15 protein-coding genes and 1 pseudogene are annotated in these 19,187 nt (G+C 71.4%); 9 read left to right on the top strand and 7 right to left on the bottom strand.

All coding sequences use genetic code 11. The annotated features are described in order from the left end of the window. Positions 1 to 43: 43 nt before the first annotated feature. Positions 44 to 523 (top strand): annotated as a pseudogene (locus ACWGKQ_RS10140) (hypothetical protein). Next, complete coding sequence (locus tag ACWGKQ_RS10135; protein ID WP_453291424.1) at positions 520 to 987, top strand: hypothetical protein; 468 nt, start codon at positions 520 to 522, stop codon at positions 985 to 987. Before ACWGKQ_RS10140 ends, ACWGKQ_RS10135 begins: the two are co-directional and overlap by 4 nt. Here ACWGKQ_RS10135 and ACWGKQ_RS10130 read toward each other — a convergent pair. Together ACWGKQ_RS10130 and ACWGKQ_RS10125 are read right to left on the bottom strand one after the other, a co-directional pair. Then, positions 965 to 1,795: a class I SAM-dependent methyltransferase gene (locus ACWGKQ_RS10130; RefSeq protein ID WP_453291423.1), complete on the bottom strand. Its 831-nt coding sequence runs from the start codon at positions 1,793 to 1,795 to the stop codon at positions 965 to 967. The two genes, ACWGKQ_RS10135 and ACWGKQ_RS10130, sit on opposite strands and share 23 nt — an antisense overlap. A gap of 5 nt (positions 1,796 to 1,800) precedes the next feature. Continuing rightward, positions 1,801 to 2,106 carry a 4a-hydroxytetrahydrobiopterin dehydratase gene (locus ACWGKQ_RS10125; protein ID WP_453291422.1) on the bottom strand — a complete coding sequence of 102 codons (306 nt, stop codon included), beginning with the start codon at positions 2,104 to 2,106 and terminating at the stop codon, positions 1,801 to 1,803. A 136-nt stretch (positions 2,107 to 2,242) separates the two neighbouring features. Here ACWGKQ_RS10125 and ACWGKQ_RS10120 point away from each other — a divergent pair, with 136 nt between their 5' ends. The 7 genes from ACWGKQ_RS10120 (at position 2,243) to narI (ending at position 11,430) form a co-directional block, all read left to right on the top strand. Beyond that, a complete protein-coding gene (locus tag ACWGKQ_RS10120) occupies positions 2,243 to 3,073 on the top strand; it encodes a helix-turn-helix domain-containing protein (protein ID WP_453291421.1) in 831 nt (276 codons plus the stop codon). Positions 3,074 to 3,159: 86 nt separating this feature from the next. Beyond that, complete coding sequence (locus ACWGKQ_RS10115) at positions 3,160 to 4,023, top strand: helix-turn-helix domain-containing protein (protein ID WP_453291420.1); 864 nt, start codon at positions 3,160 to 3,162, stop codon at positions 4,021 to 4,023. Positions 4,024 to 4,035: 12 nt separating this feature from the next. Next, positions 4,036 to 4,851, top strand: coding sequence for an SAM-dependent methyltransferase (locus tag ACWGKQ_RS10110; protein ID WP_453291419.1), 816 nt, complete (start codon positions 4,036 to 4,038; stop codon positions 4,849 to 4,851). A gap of 78 nt (positions 4,852 to 4,929) precedes the next feature. After that, complete coding sequence (locus ACWGKQ_RS10105) at positions 4,930 to 8,613, top strand: nitrate reductase subunit alpha (protein WP_453291418.1); 3,684 nt, start codon at positions 4,930 to 4,932, stop codon at positions 8,611 to 8,613. After that, complete coding sequence (gene narH / locus ACWGKQ_RS10100) at positions 8,613 to 10,217, top strand: nitrate reductase subunit beta (RefSeq protein ID WP_453291417.1); 1,605 nt, start codon at positions 8,613 to 8,615, stop codon at positions 10,215 to 10,217. The genes ACWGKQ_RS10105 and narH overlap by 1 nt, the downstream gene beginning before the upstream one ends. Continuing rightward, a complete protein-coding gene (gene narJ, locus ACWGKQ_RS10095; protein ID WP_453291416.1) occupies positions 10,217 to 10,711 on the top strand; it encodes a nitrate reductase molybdenum cofactor assembly chaperone in 495 nt (164 codons plus the stop codon). The genes narH and narJ overlap by 1 nt, the downstream gene beginning before the upstream one ends. Then, the gene (narI, locus tag ACWGKQ_RS10090; RefSeq protein WP_453291415.1) at positions 10,708 to 11,430 is read left to right on the top strand and encodes a respiratory nitrate reductase subunit gamma; all 723 of its coding nucleotides are present in this window, start codon (positions 10,708 to 10,710) and stop codon (positions 11,428 to 11,430) included. The genes narJ and narI overlap by 4 nt, the downstream gene beginning before the upstream one ends. A 107-nt stretch (positions 11,431 to 11,537) precedes the next feature. On the opposite strand, the gene dnaK is transcribed toward narI, so the two are convergent. The 5 genes from dnaK to ACWGKQ_RS10065 form a co-directional block, all read right to left on the bottom strand. Then, positions 11,538 to 13,385 (bottom strand): molecular chaperone DnaK, encoded by a 1,848-nt coding sequence (dnaK, locus tag ACWGKQ_RS10085; RefSeq protein ID WP_453291414.1) that lies wholly within the window; start codon positions 13,383 to 13,385, stop codon positions 11,538 to 11,540. A 139-nt stretch (positions 13,386 to 13,524) separates the two neighbouring features. Continuing rightward, positions 13,525 to 13,950 (bottom strand): OsmC family protein, encoded by a 426-nt coding sequence (locus ACWGKQ_RS10080; RefSeq protein ID WP_403049467.1) that lies wholly within the window; start codon positions 13,948 to 13,950, stop codon positions 13,525 to 13,527. 98 nt (positions 13,951 to 14,048) lie between these two features. Then, a complete protein-coding gene (locus ACWGKQ_RS10075) occupies positions 14,049 to 15,848 on the bottom strand; it encodes a vWA domain-containing protein (protein WP_453291413.1) in 1,800 nt (599 codons plus the stop codon). Continuing rightward, complete coding sequence (locus ACWGKQ_RS10070; RefSeq protein WP_453291412.1) at positions 15,845 to 16,906, bottom strand: ATP-binding protein; 1,062 nt, start codon at positions 16,904 to 16,906, stop codon at positions 15,845 to 15,847. Before ACWGKQ_RS10070 ends, ACWGKQ_RS10075 begins: the two co-directional genes overlap by 4 nt. A 159-nt stretch (positions 16,907 to 17,065) precedes the next feature. Continuing rightward, on the bottom strand, positions 17,066 to 19,093 hold the full coding sequence (locus tag ACWGKQ_RS10065; protein ID WP_453291547.1) for an alkaline phosphatase family protein: 2,028 nt from the start codon (positions 19,091 to 19,093) through the stop codon (positions 17,066 to 17,068). Between the last annotated feature and the right edge of the window lie 94 nt (positions 19,094 to 19,187).

Raw genomic sequence — 19,187 nt, 5'->3', positions numbered from 1 at the left:
CACTGACAGCAGGTGTCAGTGGAACGGGCCTAGCGTCACGTCCATGAGCTTCACGGAAAAGCTGCTGACCGTGCCGCCGCCGATCACAGTGGCCGGCCGGCACATCAAGCGCTACCACGTCACCGCCGATCCCGCGGGCATCGCGCCCGACATCGAGGAGGCGGCGTACGCGATCCTCCCCGAACTCCTGCCGGAGCCGGACGGCACCCCACCGGCGGCCTTCGTGGTCCTGCACCGGGGCGGGGACAGCGGCGCGTACCTCAACGCGTACAGCTGAGTGTGGGACAACGTGCTCCACTTCCGGTGCGCCGCGGCGGGCCAGCCGGTGCTCGGCTGTCCCGATGACGACCCGGCCCACTTCGTCGAGCCCGGCCTGCCGTGGATCGGCTGCGTCTGGGAGCTGCCGCCGATCCAGCACGAACGGGACGCCTGGGTACGGCACCTGCTCACGCCCGACGTCCCCGATCTGGAGGCCTACCTGGCCGACTCCCTGCCCGAAGGAACCACCGGAGGCCGCGCATGAGCACCCCGGACGACTTCGACTTCCTCCACGGCGAGTGGGAGGTCCGCAACCGCCGCCGTACCGACTTCCTCGACCCGGACAGCGCATGGGTGGAGTTCCCCGCCGTCAGCCGCTGTTGGCCGCTGTTCGACGGTGCCGCGAACGTCGACGAGATCGACATGCCGTATCTGGGAGCGAAGGGCCTGACCGTGCGGCTCTTCGACCGGGAGACCGGACAGTGGTCGCTGAACTGGGCGGCGAGCGGAAGCGGGAAGCTGTTCCCGCCGGTCGTCGGACGGTTCGACGGCGATCGCGGGGAGTTCTACGGCGACGACACACACCACGGCAGGAAGGTACGGGTACGGTTCGTGTGGTCGGGGGTCTCCCCCACCGGCGCACGCTGGGAGCAGGCGTTCTCGGTGGACGGTGGGGAGACCTGGACGACCAACTGGACGATGGATTTCAGCAGGCCGCCGGTTTCCTGAACGCCCGTACGCCGAAGCGGGGGTCGGGGCGGCGGCGGTCCTGGTCGGGCAGGGACGCGAGGCGCTCGGCGAAGCCCTCGACGCGGGGATCGTCGGGCGGGAGCATGGTGAACCAGCCGCGCCGCAGGTCGCCGAGGGTGGAGCGGGGGCTGCGGCCCTGGCCGACGCCGGTGAAGGCGGCCGCTCCGGCGGGCAGCAGGCCGCTCGCGCGGGCGTGCCCGGTCACGTCCGCGGCGGCGTCGGGTGCCGGGCGGCGCGGGCGGGCGGCCAGGACGGCGTCGATGTCACTGCCGACGTCGTGCGCGGCGGCCTTGTCGACGGTGGTGACGTAGACCCCGCCGGGCCGCAGCACCCGCGCGCACTCGGCGACGATCGCGCGGACCTCGGTGGCCTCCGCTATGAGGTGGAGCAGCCAGACGGTCGTGACGGCGTCGAACGTGGCGTCGGGGAAAGGGAGTCGACGGCTGTCGGCCAGCAGGACCGATCCCGGCAGCCGGGCCGCCGCCATCCGCGCCATACCGGGTGCGCGGTCCGCGCCGGTGACCTGGAGCCCGGGCCGGGCGGCGGCGAGCCGGCGGGTGACGATGCCGGTACCGCAGGCGAGGTCGAGGAGACGGCCGGGGCGGGCGGCGCGGTCGGAGCAGCCGTGGCGATCGGGGCGGTCGGCGTGGCAGGGGCCTTCAGCGCTGCCCGGGCTGCCGGTGCGGTCGGGTATCAGGCTGAGGACGGCGGCGGCTGCTGCCTGGGCGCGGGCTTCGCCGCCGCGTGTCGCGTCGTAGGCGCCGGCTTCCTTGTCGTAGTCGAGCACATGGCTCAGTGTGCGCCGTGGCCTGGGGCGATGTCCTCCACCCTGCGGGCGAGTTCGAAGTCCTTGCCGGTGACGGCGCCGCCCACGCTGTGGGTGTTCACGGTGAGGGAGACCGTGTTGTAGCCGAGGGTGAGGTCGGAGTGGTGGTCGAGTTCGTCCTGGATGCGGGCGATGTGCACGACCAGGGCGACGGCCGCGAAGTGGGAGTCCAGGCGGTAGGCGCGGGCGAGCCGGTCGCCGTCCAGTGCCCAGCCGGGCAGCTCGGCCAGCCGGTCCTCGATCTCCTGCTGCGACAGCGGTGCGACGGCCATGGTGCGGTTTCCTTCCCGGGGACCGGCGAGCGGTGTACGTGCGGTCAGCCTGCCATGAACCGGCCTTCCGGCAGGTCTTCCGGGCAACGATCACGGTCGCGTGTCCGGGGCCTCGGCTTCGGCTACGGTCGTCGGCATGACCCTTGTCGCGTCCGGTCCCGCCGCCACCCCGACCGCCCCCGACGGCCAGGGCGTCGGCCCGCTGCTGCGCGCGTGGCGGGAGCGGCGGCGGGTGAGCCAGCTGGAGCTGGCACTGCGTGCCGACTCGTCGGCCCGGCACATCAGCTTCGTGGAGACGGGCCGGTCGCGGCCGAGCGAGGAGATGGTGCTGCGTCTGGCCGAGCACCTGGAGGTGCCGGTACGGGAGCGCAACGCGCTGCTGCTGGCGGCCGGTTACGCCCCGCGCTATCCGGAGACCCCGCTGGACGACCCGGCGCTGGACGCGTTGCGCGACGGCATGGAGCGGCTGATCCAGGGCTACGAGCCGTATCCGGCGCTGGTCGTGGACGCCGCGTACACGGTGGTGGCCGCCAACCGGGGCATCGCGATGCTCCTGGAGGGCGTACCGGAGTCGCTGCTCGTGCCCGCCCCGAACGCGATGCGGCTGACCCTGCACCCGGAGGGACTGGCACCGCGCATCCGCAACCTGCGCGAGTGGCGCGGGCATCTGCTGGAGCAGATGGAACGGCAGATCGCGCTGCACCGCTCGGAGGCGCTGCGGGAGTTGTACGAGGAGGTCGCCGGGTATCCGGTGCCGGCCGGCGTGGACGACGGTGAACCCACCGAGCCCGTCGCGTACTTCGCGTTGCCGTTGCGGATCGAGCACGCGGGGCGGGTGCTGTCGTTCGTGTCGTCCATCTCGACGTTCAACACCCCGATGGACGTGACGGTCGCCGAGCTGGCCATCGAGACGTTCCTGCCGGCGGACCCGGCGACGATCAAATACCTGAACTCGTTGGTAAGTTGACGTAAGCAGTTCACTCGACCAGGTGTGCGACGCGGCATCGCGTGGCACACTGCTCCCCGTACTTGTGCACGTAGGGGAGGCGTGGCGTGAGTGAGCGGCGTGCTGCGCCCACGGTGGGGCAGGTCGTACTCGGCAAGCGGCTGCAAGAGCTGCGCGAGGCGGCCGGACTGGGGCGGGACGAGGCGGCGCGGGTGCTGCGGGTGGCGCAGGCGACCGTACGGCGGATGGAGATGGCCGAGGTCGCGCTGAAGATCCCGTACATCCAGGTGCTGCTGGAGACGTACGGCGTGGCCGAGGAGGAACAGGCCGCGTTCGTCCGGCTGGCCGAGGAGGCCAACCAGCCGGGCTGGTGGCAGCGGTTCCACGACGTGCTGCCGGACTGGTTCAGCCTGTACGTGAGCCTGGAGGGCGCCGCCCGGGTCATCCGCTCCTACGAACCGCACTTCTTTCCCGGCCTGTTGCAGACCGAGGAGTACGCGCGGGCCGTGATGGAGGCCGGGACGATAGGCCACAGCGATCCCACGGCCGTCGAACGGCATGTGGCGCTGCGCATGAACCGGCAGCGGCTGCTGGAGCAGGACGATCCGCCCCACCTGTGGGTGATCATGGACGAGACGGTGCTGCGGCGCCCGGTGAGCATCCACTGCGAGGTGATGCGCGACCAGATCGACAAACTCCTCGCCTACATCGCGCGGGACCGGATAACCCTGCAGCTCGCCGAGTTCGCGAGCGGCCCGCACCCGGGGACGTACGCGCCGTTCACGCTGTTCCGGTTCGCCGAGCCCGAGCTGCCCGACATGGTCTTCACCGAGTACCTGACCGGTGCCCTGTACCTGGACTCCCGCAACGAGGTCTCGGCCCATCTGGAGGTCCTGGACCATATGACGGCCCACGCCGCTTCGGCTCAACGGACCGAGGAACTGCTGCGCGAGTACCGTGACAAGATCTGAGGAGCACACACCGTGACCGCATCCGAACCCGCGCCCACCGTCGTCGACACCAGCCGTCCGCATCCGGCGCGGGTGTACGACTGGTGGCTGGGCGGCAAGGACAACTACCCGGTGGACGAGGAACTCGCCAGGAAGATCCTCGCCGTGGACGGCACCGTGCTGCGCGGGGCGCGTGCCAACCGCCGGTTCATGCAGCGGGCCGTACGGACCGTCGCCGAGTCCGGCACCCGCCAGTTCCTGGACATCGGCACGGGCATCCCGACCGAGCCGAACCTGCACCAGGTGGCGCAGGGCGTGGCGGCGGAGTCGAAGGTGGTGTACGCGGACAACGACCCGATCGTGCTGCGGCACGCGGAGGCGCTGCTGCGGGGCACCGCGGAGGGCAGCACGGCCTATGTGCACGCCGACGTCCGGGACGTCGACACGCTGCTGGCGCGGGCGGCCGAGACCCTGGACTTCAAGGAACCCGTCTCGCTGTCGCTGGTGGCGCTGACCCACTACCTGGGCGACGACCCGGACGGTGACGACGTGTACGGCCTGCTGCGCAGGTACGTCGAGGCACTCGCGCCGGGCAGCCATCTGATCCTCTCGCAGGTCACCCCGGACCTCAGCCCGGAGGCGATCGAGCAGGCGGCCGCGAACTTCCGGCGCAGCGGTACGCCGTTCCACCCGCGTTCGCTGCCCGGGTTCTACCGCTTCTTCGACGGCCTGGAGCTGCTCGGCCCCGGGGTGATCCCGGTCTCCGGCTGGCGTCCGGACCCGCAGGACGTGGCCCTCCAGCAGGAGGGCATCGTGCCGGTGTACGGCGGGGTGGCCCGCAAGGTCTGACCCGTCCGGGTGCCCTGAACAGGTGCGTTCCCGTGCCCGCCCCTAGCGTCGAAGCAAAGGGTGAGCGAGGGAGCGGACGTGACCGACACGCGGACACCGCCGAAGGAGCCGGGTGCGGCGCTGCTGAGCGCCGCCCGTTTCTTCCGGCCCGGTACGCCCGCGCCGGACCTGCACAGTGTGGCCCTGACCGGCGGCCGGGAGGGGGACGCCTGCTACCGGGACCGCTGGAGCCACGACAAGGTGGTGCGCTCCACGCACGGGGTGAACTGCACCGGCTCGTGCCGCCGGAAGGTGTACGTCAAGGACGGGATCATCACCTGGGAGACCCAGGAGACGGACTACCCGTCGGCCGGCCCCGACCGCCCCGAGCACGAGCCCCGCGGCTGCCCGCGCGGCGCCGCGTTCTCCTGGTACACGTACTCGCCGACCCGGGTGCGCCATCCGTACGTCCGGGGCGTGCTCCTGGAGATGTACCGGGAGGCGAAGCGGCGGCTCAGGGACCCGGTGCTCGCCTGGGCGGACCTCCAGAACGACCCCGAGCGCCGCCGCCGTTACCAGCAGGCGCGCGGCAAGGGCGGTCTGGTGCGGGCGAGTTGGGACGAGGCGGTGGAGATCGTCGCCGCCGCGCAGGTGCACACGATCAAGACCTACGGCCCGGACCGGATCGCGGGGTTCTCCCCCGTCCCCGCGATGTCGATGGTGTCGCACGCGGCCGGCGCCCGCTACCACTCGCTGATCGGCGCCCCGATGCTGTCGTTCCACGACTGGTACGCGGACCTCCCGGTGGCCTCGCCGCAGGTCTTCGGCGACCAGACGGACGTGCCGGAGTCGGGCGACTGGTGGGACGCGGCCTATCTGATGATGTGGGGCTCGAACGTCCCGGTGACCCGCACCCCGGACGCGCACTGGACGGCGGAGGCCCGCTACCGCGGCCAGAAGGTGGTGGTCGTCTCTCCCGACTACGCGGACAACGCGAGGTTCGCCGACGAGTGGCTGCACCCGCACCCCGGCACCGACGGCGCGCTGGCCCTGGCGATGGGCCACGTGATCCTCAAGGAGTTCTTCGTCGACCGCGAGACGCCGTTCTTCACGGACTACGTACGGAAGTTCACCGACCTGCCGTTCCTGGTGACGCTCACCGAGCGGGGCGGCGCCTACGTGCCGGGCAAGTTCCTGCGCGCCGCCGATCTGGGGCAGCAGGGCGAGGGCGCCGAGTGGAAGACGGTCGTCCTGGACGCCGCGTCCGGCCGCGCGGTCGTCCCGAACGGCTCCCTCGGCTTCCGCTGGACGGACTCGGGCGAGGGCCGCTGGAACCTCGAACTCGGCGACATCGAACCACAGTTGACCCTGTACGGCAGTGCGGTGGCGGCCGGGGTCGAGGTGCTGCTCCCGCGCTTCGACACCGACGGCGGTGAGCACGGTCAGGGCAGCGGGGGCGTCCTGCGGCGCGGGGTGCCGGCGACCCGCCTCGGGGGTGCGCACGGACCGCTGGTGACGACCGTCCACGACCTCCTGCTCGCCCAGTACGGCGTGTGGCGGCACGGGCTGCCGGGCGGCTGGCCCACCCACTACGACGACGCGGACGCCCCGGGCACCCCCGCCTGGCAGGAGCGGCACACCTCGGTGCCGGCCGCCAAGTGCGTGAAGATCGCCCGGGAGTTCGCCCGGACCGCGGAGCGCTCCAAGGGCCGCTGCATGATCCTGATGGGCGCCGGCACCAACCACTGGTTCCACTCCGAGACCATCTACCGTGCCTTCCTGGCCCTGCTCCAGCTCACCGGCTGCCAGGGCCGCAACGGCGGTGGCTGGGCACACTACGTGGGCCAGGAGAAGTGCCGCCCGGTGACCGGCTGGGCCTGCCTGGCCTCGGCCGGCGACTGGTCCCGGCCGCCGCGCCAGATGACCGGCGCGGCCTACTGGTTCCTCAACACCGGCCAGTGGCGCTACGACCGGTTCGGTGCCGACGTCCTGGCCTCGCCGCTGGGCGAGGGCAGGTTCGCCGGGATGACCGGCACGGACTGCCTGGCCCTGTCGGCCCGTTCGGGCTGGATGCCGTCGTACCCGACCTTCGACCGCAATCCCCTGGAACTCGGCGCGGCGTCCGGGGACCCGGTTGCGAAGGCGGTGGCCGAACTCCGCGCGGGAACGCTGAAGTTCGCGTGCGAGGACCCGGACGCCCCGGAGAACTGGCCGCGCGTCCTGACCCTGTGGCGGGCCAACCTCCTCGGCTCCTCGGCGAAGGGCGCCGAGTACTTCACCAAGCAGCTCCTCGGCACCCACTCCTCCCTGCGCGCCGAGGAGGCGGGCCCGGAGCAGCGCCCCCGGGACGTGACCTGGCGGGAGGAGGCACCCGAGGGCAAGCTCGACCTGCTGGTCTCGCTGGACTTCCGGCAGACCTCCTCCACCCTGCTGTCGGACGTCCTGCTGCCCGCCGCCACCTGGTACGAGAAGCACGACCTGTCGTCGACCGACCTGCATCCGTACGTGCACTCCTTCACCCCGGCCGTGGACCCGCCTTGGCAGGCCCGCACCGACTTCGACGCCTTCAAGGCGCTCGCGGAGCGGCTGAGCGAGCTGTCCGTCGAGCATCTCGGGGTGCGCAGGGACCTGGTGGCGGTGCCGCTCCAGCACGACACCCCGGGCGAGACCGCCCAGCCCGGCGGGGTGGTGCGGGACTGGAAGCGCGGGGAGTGCGAGCCGGTGCCCGGTCAGACGATGCCGAACCTGGTGGTGGTCGAGCGGGACTACCCGGCGATCGGCGCCAAGTTCGCGGCACTCGGCCCGCTGGCGGAGCAACTGGGTATGCCCGCGAAGGGAATCACCCTCAGGCCGGATGAAGAGGTCACGCATCTGCGGGAGTTGAACGGAACCGGATATCGCGGCCGCCCCTCCCTCGACACGGCGGTGAAGGCGGCCAACGCCATCCTCGCGCTGTCCGGCACCACCAACGGCCGCCTCGCCACCCAGGGTTTCCGCACCCTGGAGCGGCGCACCGGGCAGGCGATGGCCCACCTGGCCGCCGAGCACGAGGGCAAGCGGGTCACGTACGCCGACACGCAGGCGGCGCCGGTTCCGGTGATCACCTCGCCGGAGTGGTCGGGCAGCGAGTCCGGCGGCCGCAGGTACACGGCGTTCACCCTGAACACCGAGCACCTCAAGCCCTGGCACACGCTCACCGGCCGCCAGCACTTCTTCCTCGACCACGACTGGATGCACGAGCTCGGCGAGGCGCTGCCGGTCTACCGGCCACCGCTGGACATGAACAAGCTCTTCGGCGAGCCGCGCCTGGGTCCGGACGGGCAACGGGAAGTGACGGTCCGCTACCTGACCCCGCACAGCAAGTGGTCGATCCACTCCGAGTACCAGGACAACCTGTTCATGCTCGCGCTCTCCCGGGGCGGCCAGAACATCTGGATGTCCCCGCAGGACGCGGAGGCGATCGGGGTCGGGGACAACGACTGGGTCGAGGCGGTCAACCGCAACGGCGTGGTGACGGCCCGGGCGGTCGTCTCGCACCGGATGCCGGCCGGCACGGTCTACCTGCACCATGCCCAGGAGCGCACGGTGGCCGTCCCGAAGACGGAGACCACCGGCATGCGCGGCGGCATCCACGACTCGCCGACCCGGCTGATCCTCAAGCCCTCGCACCTGATCGGCGGTTACGCCCAGCTGTCCTGGGCCTTCAACTACCTGGGCCCGACGGGCAACCAGCGCGACGAGGTGACGGTCGTCCGGCGCCGCGCCCAGGAGGTCGAGTACTGATGCGTCCCATGGCCCAGATCGCGATGGTCATGAACCTCGACAAGTGCATCGGCTGTCACACCTGTTCGGTCACCTGCAAGCAGGCGTGGACCAACCGGCGGGGCATGGAGCACGTCTGGTTCAACAACGTCGAGACCCGCCCGGGCCAGGGCTATCCGCGCCGCTACGAGGACCAGGAGAGGTGGCGCGGCGGCTGGGAGCTGAACCGGCGGGGCGCCCTGAAGCTGAAGGCGGGCGGCCGGCTGCACAAGCTCGCCGGGATCTTCGCCAACCCCAGGCTCCCGGAGATCAAGGACTACTACGAGCCCTGGACGTACGAGTACCGCAACCTCACCGACGCCCCGCTCGGCGACGACCACCCGGTGGCCCGCCCGGTCTCCCTGCGCGACGGCAAGCCGATGAAGATCGAGTGGTCGGCGAACCGGGACGACGACCTGGCCGGCGCCCCCGCCCACGGCGACCTGGACCCGATGGTCGAACGCGCCCGTCAACAGGCCTCGGACAAGGTGAGGTTCGAGTTCGAGCAGACCTTCATGTTCTACCTGCCGCGCATCTGCGAGCACTGTCTCAACCCGTCCTGCGTGGCCTCCTGTCCGTCCGGGGCGATGTACAAGCGGACCGAGGACGGCATCGTGCTGGTCGACCAGGACCGGTGCCGGGGCTGGCGGATGTGCGTGACCGGCTGCCCGTACAAGAAGGTCTACTTCAACCACACCACCGGCAAGGCCGAGAAGTGCACGCTGTGCTATCCGCGGATCGAGGCCGGCCTGCCCACGGTCTGCTCGGAGACCTGTGTGGGCCGGCTGCGCTACCTCGGGGTGGTCCTCTACGACGCCGACAAGGTGACGGCGGCGGCCGCGACCAAGGACGAGAAGGCGCTGTACGAGGCCCAGTTGGGTGTCTTCCTCGACCCCGAGGATCCGGCCGTGCGGCAGGCCTGCGCGGCGGCGGGCATCCCGGACGACTGGACGGAGGCGGCCCGCCGCTCCCCGGTCCACGCGCTGATCAGCAGGTACCGGGTGGCGCTGCCCCTGCACCCGGAGTACCGCACCCTGCCCATGGTCTGGTACATCCCGCCGCTGTCCCCCGTCGTGGACGCGCTCTCCGAGACCGGCCACGACGGCGAGGACGCCGACAACCTGTTCGCCGCGATCGACACCCTGCGCATCCCGCTCGCCTACCTGGCCGAGATGTTCGCCGCGGGCGACACCGCCCCGGTCCGCGCCTGTCTGGAGAAGCTCGCGGCGATGCGCTCCCACATGCGGGCGCTCAACCTGGGCGAGGAACCGGACCCGGCGATCGCCACCGCCGTCGGCATGCGGCCGAAGGAGATCGAGGCCATGTACCGGCTGCTGGCGATCGCCAAGTACGAGGACCGGTACGTGATCCCGACGGCGGCCGTCGGCGACGCCCGCCGCCTGGAGGAGTCCGCGCTGCCCGACGGATGCAGCCTCGACTTCGACGGCGGCCCCGGCATGGGCGGCGACGGCCCCTTCGGCCAGGACTCGGGGCGGAAACTGCTCCCTGTGGTGTCGGTGCAGAACTTCCACGGTCTGCGCAGACGGCAGACCGCCGACACTCCCGACGAGGCGAAGGAGGACTGATGCCCTCGGACGCGGTGTTCTACCAGGCGGCGGCGCTCTGTCTGACCTACCCGGACGACGATTTCATCACCCGGCTGCCGCTGCTGCGCGAAGCCGCCCCGCAACTGCGGGAGTTCACCGACCATGCGACGGTGACCCCACCGCAGGAGCTGGCCGCGCACTACGTGCAGGTCTTCGACTTCAAGAACCGGCACAGCCTCTACCTCAGCTGGTGGCTGGACGGCGACACCCGGCGCCGGGGCATGTCGCTGGTCAGGTTCCAGGACATCTACAAGGCGTACGGCATGGAGTTCACCGGCGAGGAGCTGCCGGACTTCCTGCCCGCCGTCCTGGAGTTCACGGCCCGCACCGGCAACACCGATTTGCTCACCGAGCACCGCGACTGCCTGGCACGGCTCCGGTGCCGGCTGACCGACTTCGGCACCCCGTACGCATCCGTCCTGGACGCGGTCTGCGCCACCCTGCCGACCGCACCGACCGGCGCACGCCGATGAGCACCCTCCTGTGGGGCGCCCTGCCCTACCTCGCCTTCGCCCTCCTGGTCACCGGCCTGGTCTGGCGCCACCGCTACGACAAGTACGGCTGGACCAGCCGCTCCTCCCAGGTCTACGAGTCGAGGCTGCTGGACATCGCCTCCCCCGTCTTCCACTACGGCATCCTGTTCGTCCTGGCCGGCCACCTCGCCGGCCTGTTCGTCCCGGCGTCCTGGACGCGGTCGCTCGGCGTCGGCGAGCACACGTACCACCTGTTCTCCCTCTACGGCGGCACGCTCACGGGCGTCCTCACGGTGGCCGGCCTCGCCCTCCTCCTCTTCCGCCGCCGCACCCGGGCCCCCGTCTTCCACGCCACCACGGCGAACGACAAGGCCATGTACCTGTTCCTGGTCGCCGCGATCGTGCTGGGCATGACCGCGAAGCTGACCCACGCCGCGGGCGACGGCTACGACTACCGCGCGACGATCGCCCCCTGGGCCCGCAGCCTGTTCACCCTCCGCCCGAACACCGCGCTCATGGCAGACGTCCCGGTCCTCTACCAGATCCACGCAGTCATCGGCATGCTCCTCATCGCACTGGTCCCCTACACCCGCCTGGTGCACATGTTCAGCGCGCCGGTCCAGTACCTGTTCCGCCCGTACGTGGTGTACCGATCCAGGGACCCGAGACAGCTGGGCCCCCGCCCGGAACGCCGGGGCTGGGAGACCACCCGCAACTGATCTCTTCCACCCGCAACCAGACTCTCTCCGCCCGGAACCAGACTCTCTCCGCAGACTTTTTCCCGCCGCAACGGCGATCGGCCACGACGGCGGAATCCGGCGGTGCCTCACCCACCCGAGCCCCTCTCGTCGTCCACGATCTCGGCGTCCACCACTCCCTCCTCCTCGGCCTCGGACGCCCGCGGTTCCTCGGCCGAACCGCCGGAGGCCGCGGCGTACATGGCCTGCCCCATCCGCTGACTCACGCTCGCCAGTTTCTCCACCCCCTGCCGTAGCTCGGCGGTGTCGGCGTTCCGCTCCAGCAGCTCCTTGAGCTCGGTGATCGCCGCCGCCACGTCGGCCTTCGTGCCGTCCGGCACCCGCTCCTCGTTCTCCCGGAGGAAGTTCTCGGTCTGGTAGACGAGTTGCTCGGCCTGGTTGCGGGTCTCCGCGGCCTCGCGCCGCTTGCGGTCCTCCTCGGCGTACTGCTCGGCCTCCCGCATCATGCGGTCGATGTCGTTCTTGGGCAGGGCGGAACCGCCGGTCACGGTCATCTTCTGCTCACGGCCGGTCGCCAGGTCCTTCGCCGAGACGTGCATGATCCCGTTCGCGTCGATGTCGAAGGCCACCTCGATCTGGGGCACCCCGCGCGGTGCCGGCGGCAGACCGGTGAGGTCGAAGACGCCCAGCTTCTTGTTGTACGCGGCGATCTCCCGCTCGCCCTGGTAGACCTGGATCCCCACCGAGGGCTGGTTGTCGGCCGCCGTCGTGAAGATCTCCGAACGCCGGGTCGGAATCGTGGTGTTGCGCTCGATGAGCTTGGTCATGATGCCGCCCTTGGTCTCGATGCCCAGGGACAGCGGGGTGACGTCGAGCAGCAGCACGTCCTTCACGTCACCGCGGATGACACCCGCCTGGAGGGCGGCGCCGACCGCGACCACCTCGTCCGGGTTGACGCCCTTGTGCGGGTCCTTGCCGGTGAGTTCACGGACCAGGTCGGTGACGGCGGGCATCCGGGTCGAGCCGCCGACCAGGATGACGTGGTCGATCGCCGACAGCCGCACGCCCGCGTCCTTGACGGCCTGATGGAAGGGCTTCTTGCAGCGGTCCAGCAGGTCGGCGGTGAGCTCCTGGAACTGAGCTCGCGTCAGCTTCTCCTCCAGATGCAGCGGCCCCTCCGCGGAGGCGGTGATGTACGGCAGGTTGATGGACGTCTCCGTCGACGACGACAGCTCGATCTTCGCCTTCTCGGCACCCTCGCGCAGCCGCTGCACCGCCATCTTGTCGTTGCTCAGGTCGATGCCGTACTGCCCCTTGAACCGCTGCACCAGATGCTCGACGATCCGCTGGTCCCAGTCGTCGCCGCCCAGCAGCGTGTCGCCGTTGGTGGCCTTGACCTCGATCACGCCGTCGCCGATCTCCAGGAGGGACACATCGAAGGTGCCGCCCCCCAGGTCGAAGACGAGGACCGTCTGCTCCTCGCCCCGGTCCAGGCCGTAGGCCAGCGCGGCGGCGGTCGGCTCGTTGATGATCCGCAGCACCTTCAGGCCGGCGATCTCCCCGGCCTCCTTGGTGGCCTGCCGCTGGGCGTCGTCGAAGTACGCGGGTACGGTGATCACCGCGTCGGTGACGTCCTCACCGAGGTAGGCCTCGGTGTCCCGCTTGAGCTTCTGGAGCACCCGAGCCGACAGCTCCTGAGCCCGGAACCGGGTGCCGTCGACGCTCCCGCTCTCCGGGAACCGCCAGGCCGCGTCGCCCATGTGCCGTTTCACCGAGCGCGCGGTGCGGTCCACGTTGGTCACCGCCTGCCGCTTGGCGACCTCGCCGACCAGCACCTCGCCGTTCTTCGCGAAGGCCACCACCGACGGGGTGGTGCGCGCCCCCTCGGCGTTGGCGACGACGGTGGGCTCACCGCCCTCCAGCAGGGCCACCACCGAGTTCGTCGTACCGAGGTCGATACCGACCGCACGTGCCATGTCCGTCCCCTTTCCGCTCGGGCGCTTCCTCGACTCCAGCACAAAACTTGAGCGAGCCGTTGTCAATGCCGCCGGCCCCGTAAACGACGATGCCGCGCCCCCCGGGGAGAGGGGCGCGGCATCGCGGCGGGTACGACGCTCAGGCGAGCTTCGCGTCCAGGGTGATGGTGGTGCCGGTCAGGGCCTGGCTGACCGGGCAGTTCTTCTTGGCGTCCTCGGCGGCGGCGACGAAGCCGTCCTGGTCCAGGCCGGGGACGGTGCCCTCGACGGTCAGGTGGATGCCGGTGATGCCGGTGCCCGGCTGGAAGGTGACGTCGGCGTTGGTGACCAGCTTGGTGGGCGGGGTGCCGGCACCGGTCAGGGCGTGCGACAGCGCCATGGAGAAGCAGCTGGAGTGGGCGGCGGCGATCAGCTCCTCGGGGCTGGTCTTGCCGTTCGCCTCCTGGGAGCGCGAGGCCCACGTGACGGGCTGCTCGCCGATACCGGAGGAGTCGAAGGTGATGACACCGTTCCCCTCGGTCAGGCTGCCTTCCCAGACGGTGTGTGCGGTGCGCGTGGTGGCCACGGTTGTTCCTTTCGGCGATGAAGGCGAATGAACCGGTTCGCTTGCCCCCATCCGATCACATCCGGGCTCAGCGCACCCGGAAGACTGGCCCTCCGAACTCACCGCACCCGGAAGACAGGCCCCCTTGCACTGAAGGGCAGGCGGGCGCCCTCGGGAATCAGATAGGCGTGCTCCCTGCGGACCCGCAGGACGTCGCACCAGCCGTCGGTGATCACCAGGACCGGGGCGGTGGGCGGGAAGTCGTCCGCGCGCTGCAGGAGGTCGATGCCGGGCTGGAGGACGGTGCCGCCGCGGCCGTGCACCCGGACCCGGCCGGCGATCTCGGTGGTCGGAAGGTAGCCGGCGTCGTGCGGGGCCGCGTCGCAGAAGACGACGCGTGCGGCCGGTACGTCCCGGGCCTCGGCGTAGGAGGCGATCGCGCCGAGGGCCTTGCCGAGCAGGGTGCGGTCCATGGAGCCGGAGGTGTCGAGGACCACGCCGAAGGTGCAGCGGGCGACCTCCTCGGGCGGGAAGTACCGGCCGGCGCGCGGGATGTCCGGGGTGGAGGACTGCCGGCGCGAGGGGCGGGCGTACGACCGTACGGCCTCCGGGCGCGGCACGAACTCGTCGAACCAGCGGGCCAGCCGGGCGTCCCAGGGCAGCGGCGGATGGCTGAGCGCGCGGATCTCCTCGACCAGGCCACCGGGCAGCAGGCCCCGGTCCTGCGTCTGGTGCAGGTCGAGCCCCTGGGACAGTCCCCGGCGGTAGAACTCGTCGAGGTCGACGTAGGCACCGGGCGGCCTGATCGGCGCGCCCAGCACGTCACCGCGCCCCTTGCCGCGCAGCGTGGCGAGCCGCCGCATCCGCCTCAGGTCGACGGCGATCCGGTCGTACACCTCCTCGGCCGACAGGCCCTTCAACTCGGCGTCGTACAGCAGCCCTTCGGGCATCTCACCGACGCGCATCTCGACCAGCCAGCCGTTGATGACGTAGTCGCAGGCGATGTTGAAGAGGTAGGGGTCGCGGGCGCCGAGGCGGTCGCCGTGGCGCAGGGCGGCGTGCAGCATCTCGTGGGCGAGGACGAACCGCCACTCCTCGTCGTCCATCGTCCGCAGCGGGTTGACGTAGATCTCGCCGGCCTCGGGGTCGACGGCGGCGACCGCGATGTCGTGGGCGCGGGCCAGTTCGGCGTCGGCGACCAGTTTGATGCCGGCCGCGATGCCGCCGAGCAGCGGGTAGGAGGAGATGAACCAGCTCAGCGCCTTTTCCCAGGGGCGCAGCGGGGTGGGCGGGCCCGACATGGAGGTGCGGCGGCCGCCGGCCAGGTCCATCGCCCGGGACATGGTGCGGGTCAGCGCGTGCGCGAACCCCACCTGCCAGTCGGGGACCTGACCGGCCCACTGGTTCCAGGAGAGCAGGAGCTGGTCGGGCTCCCCGCCGCTCGTCCCGCCGCGTTCGTACGCGGCCGGGACACCGCCGGTCCGGCGCCAGCCGGCGGCGAGCCGTTCCTCGTCGCCCTCCGGATAGGAGGCGGGCAGGTGGTCGGGGGCTTCGCCGACCGGGAAGGTCTGCAGGAAGCGGTTGACGACGGTGCAGCGGGCGGCGAGGTCGTAGCGATCGGGCTGGGTGCGCGGCCCGGTGGCGGCCGGGAGATGGCCGAAGCCGAGATGGATGGTGCAGTGCGCCAACGCCCAGGCCCACTCGGCGGGTTCGGCCCGCCGAGTGGCGTGCGCGTGCAGCACCCCGTCGGAGTCCGCACGCACCAGCCCCTCCCGGGGCGCGAGTTCACACTTCTCGTGCCGGCAGATCGTGAACTCCACCGCCCGCAGCGCGGGGTTGGCACGCAACAGCTCGACACCGGCCGCGAAGTTCTCGGCGGCGGGGTCCTGCTTCTTGCGAGGGGCGGCGGCCCGGCTCATCGCCGGGCCTCCACCAGCCGGGGCATGTCCCGGGCCGCCTCGATCAGGAACCAGGCGGGCAGGACCGGGTTGCCGTCGGCGTCGGAGGCGATGACGGTCTGAGCGACCTCGACGGAGATCTCGGCGAGCTGCACCAGCAGCGACTTGGCGCGGTACGCGGTCTGCCGGCCGTTCGCCGACATGTGCTCCTTGTCGGCGGGCAGTTCCTTGACCAGCCGCCCCCGGAACGACTCGGCGAGGTAGTACAGCAGGTCGCGGTCCTCGATGCGGGGCGGCCAGCCTGCGTCCCCCTTCAGGATCGCCTCGATCCCGAACCGGCTGCGCACGATCTTGACGTATCCGCAGAAGGCGGTGGCGTGGGCGGGTGTCAGCGTGCCGTGCGCGAGGACCTTCAGCGTCTCCTCGTCCAGGTCGTGCCCGAAGGAGTGCAGGGCGTCGGAGAGCATGTGCCAGGAGCGCGGGGTGGAGAACGGCTCCTCGGTCTTCGGCGGCTTGGACCACAGGTGGTCGGGCCGGTCGGTGAGGTGGTCCAGGATCCACGGGTGGATTCCGTTGCTCGCGGCCCAGGCGAGCCAGTCGTGCGCGGAGGCCTCCAGATGGACGTGGGCCAGCCGGTTGACGAGCGCGGAGGCGATGGGCCGGGCGAGGGCGTTGTCGGTGGCCCGGTTGCCGGCGCCGATCACGATCGACCCCTTGGGCAGCTCGTAGTTGCCGATGCGCCGGTCGAGGATCAGCGAGTAGAACGCCTTCTGCACATCGGGCGTGGCCGCGTTCAGCTCGTCCAGGAACAGGCAGTACGGCTCGTCCCGGGCGATCGACTCGGGCGGACAGAAGACGGACCGCCCGTCCCGGATCTGCGGAACACCGATGAGATCCTCGGGAGCGAGCTGGGTCCCGAGCAGACTCACGCACTCCAACCCGAGCGACTCGGCGAACTCCCGCACCAGCGAGGACTTCCCGATCCCGGGCGCCCCCCAGATGAACACGGGCCGCACGGTGGCGAGCCCGAGGAGGAGTTCGGGTATGCGGGAGGGGGTGACGGATACGGCTGCCTGCAAGAGGCTGCTCCTTGGGGGTGTTCGAGAGGCTTGCGACCCGAACAGTGTGAGCCGGGGCCACGACGAACGCAGCTGAATTTCCAGGAGCCTCGCCTGCAGCGCCCCTTCAGGGGCGCGGGGAACTGCGCGACCAGCCCCCACCCACCCGCACCCAACCGACTACGCGGCCCTCTCCCCCTCCGCAGACAAGGGAACCTGCGGCCCATCCGCCTCCCGAACCCACCGCCGCAGCACCCGATGCACAGCCTCAGCCCCGACGAGGTCCTGACCGCTCTCGACCGGCGCGGAGAGGTCGACCGGCGACAACAGGAACGGCCGCCCCTGCGCACCCCCCAACCCCCCGTGCGACCCGATCTGCTCCTCGAACGCGAGCACCTCGCCGCTCTCCGGGTCGTACCACGAGTTCACCATGATGTCGGCGGTGTGCGGAAAGGAGTGCGTCCGCCGCACGGCATCGGCGGCGCCCGCCCCGAACACGGCCAGCGGCCCCGCAGGGCCGTCGAGCCGGTCGAGCGGGATCTCCGCGCCGTACGCGCCGAGCACCACCCCGCCGTGCTCCTCGCTGCGGACGAGCAGGAACCCGATGCCGGGATGGTTGGCGAGGGTGGTGAGCAGCGCCGGATGGCGGGCGTCCAGCTCCTCCTTGGTCATGCGGTGCGGCACGTCCGGGAAGGAGATCAGGCCGAGGTTGCCGGAGGCGAGCACGATCGGCTCCGAGCGCCGGGCCGGCCGGTGCTTCTCGCCCCGCTCCTCGACCGGCCTGCGCAGCGCCGCGCGGACGGCGGCCCGCGCCTCCGTACCGCTGTGCGTGCGCTCGGCGCGACGCGGCACGGGCAGTCCGCAGCCGGCCCGGACCAGATCGCCGAGGGTGAGGCCGTAGCGGGTGTGGAAGGTCTCGCCGGGGCTCTGGCCGTGGTCGGAGAGGACGACGATCCGGTACTGCCGGGGGGCGTGTTCGGCGACCTTCTCGATCAGCGCGAGGGCACGGTCCAGGCGTTGCAGCACCTTCTCGGCGTCACGGCTGTGCGGGCCGGAGTGGTGGGCGACCTCGTCGTAGGCGACCAGGTCGGCGTAGACGGCGCTGCGGCCGACGAGCAGGTCGCCGATGACCGCGGCGACGACGACGTCCCGTTCGACGACGGTCGCGAAGGCACGGACGAAGGGGTAGAGGCCGCCTCGTTTGACGCGCGGGCGCTGCTTGCGGAGCCGGGCCGTGGTGGACTGGCCGATCTCGCGGGCGACCTCGGCGAAGAAGGAGAGTGCGGTACGGACGGCGTTGGCGGGGTCCGCGAAGTACGCGAAGTAACCGGCGCGGGAACGGTTCTCCCGGCCCCGGCGGCGGGTGGCTATCGACAGGACCAGGGCCTGTTCGTCGGCGCCGCCGCTGAAGAGGTTGCCGCGGCTGGCGCCGTCCAGGGTGAGCAGCCCCCCGTCGGCGGTGCGCTCGATCGCCCGGCGCTGGAGCTCGGCGGCGCTGGTCGGCCGGTTGCAGACCATCACCTCGCGGCTGTCCTTCTCGTACCAGCGGAAGGCGGGGACGTCGAAATTGGAGCCGTGCAGGATGCCGAGCTGGCTGGCGCCGGTCTGGCTGGACCAGTCGGTGCGCCAGGGGGTGAGCCGGTGCGTGGGCCGGCCGGTGGGCTGCGCTTCCGCCGCGCCCAGCCAGCCGGCGACGGTCGGCATCAGGCCCTTGGCGACGGCGGCGGTCAGGACGTCGTGGCCGACGCCGTCGAGCTGGAGGAAGACGGTGCCTGGGGTGGCCCGGCAGGGCGGGTGGGATCTGCGGCGGCGGGTGGCGAGGCGGGAGAGCCGGCGGCGGTAGGCGTCGTCGTCGCGGACGGCGAGGGCACCGCCGGTGGCGGAGGCGACGGCGGACATCACGGCGGCCACGATCACAGCGGTCTCCGGCGCGGCCTCGCTCTGCCCGGAGGGGTTGATGCGCAGGGCGACGAGGAGGAGGGAGCCGTTGAGGAAGAAGACGAGCAGGCCGAGGACGAGGGCGGGCACGAGCAGCAGGAGCCGTACCAGGAGGGGCCAGACGACGGCCGAGAGCACACCGAAGGCGCCCGCGCCGAGGGCGGCGGTCATGGCGATCCGAGTGGCGCTGTCACCGTCGGGGGACTGGAGCTGGAAGTCGGGCAGGAGGCCGGCGAGGACCAGCATGGTGACGGTGGACACCGCCCACACCGTGATGCTCCGCCCGACCTGACTGACGACCCGCCGCCACCGCACGCCCCACCGACCTCACGTCCGCGACCCGCGCCGGCCGCGGGTCTGCCGC

It is taken from the genome of Streptomyces sp. NPDC054770 (assembly GCF_053611985.1).
Note: the sequence above shows the minus strand (reverse complement) of the source record. Positions and strands in the feature narration are given on the sequence as shown.

What these genes read in the sequence shown, in the direction of transcription:
- narJ (WP_453291416.1), top strand. Translation starts at nt 10,217, where the DNA reads ATGCCCTCGGACGCGGTGTTCTACCAGGCGGCGGCGCTCTGTCTGACC.
- ACWGKQ_RS10075 (WP_453291413.1), bottom strand. Translation starts at nt 15,848, where the DNA reads ATGAGCCGGGCCGCCGCCCCTCGCAAGAAGCAGGACCCCGCCGCCGAG.
- ACWGKQ_RS10135 (WP_453291424.1), top strand. Translation starts at nt 520, where the DNA reads ATGAGCACCCCGGACGACTTCGACTTCCTCCACGGCGAGTGGGAGGTC.
- dnaK (WP_453291414.1), bottom strand. Translation starts at nt 13,385, where the DNA reads ATGGCACGTGCGGTCGGTATCGACCTCGGTACGACGAACTCGGTGGTG.
- ACWGKQ_RS10120 (WP_453291421.1), top strand. Translation starts at nt 2,243, where the DNA reads ATGACCCTTGTCGCGTCCGGTCCCGCCGCCACCCCGACCGCCCCCGAC.
- narH (WP_453291417.1), top strand. Translation starts at nt 8,613, where the DNA reads ATGCGTCCCATGGCCCAGATCGCGATGGTCATGAACCTCGACAAGTGC.
- ACWGKQ_RS10125 (WP_453291422.1), bottom strand. Translation starts at nt 2,106, where the DNA reads ATGGCCGTCGCACCGCTGTCGCAGCAGGAGATCGAGGACCGGCTGGCC.
- narI (WP_453291415.1), top strand. Translation starts at nt 10,708, where the DNA reads ATGAGCACCCTCCTGTGGGGCGCCCTGCCCTACCTCGCCTTCGCCCTC.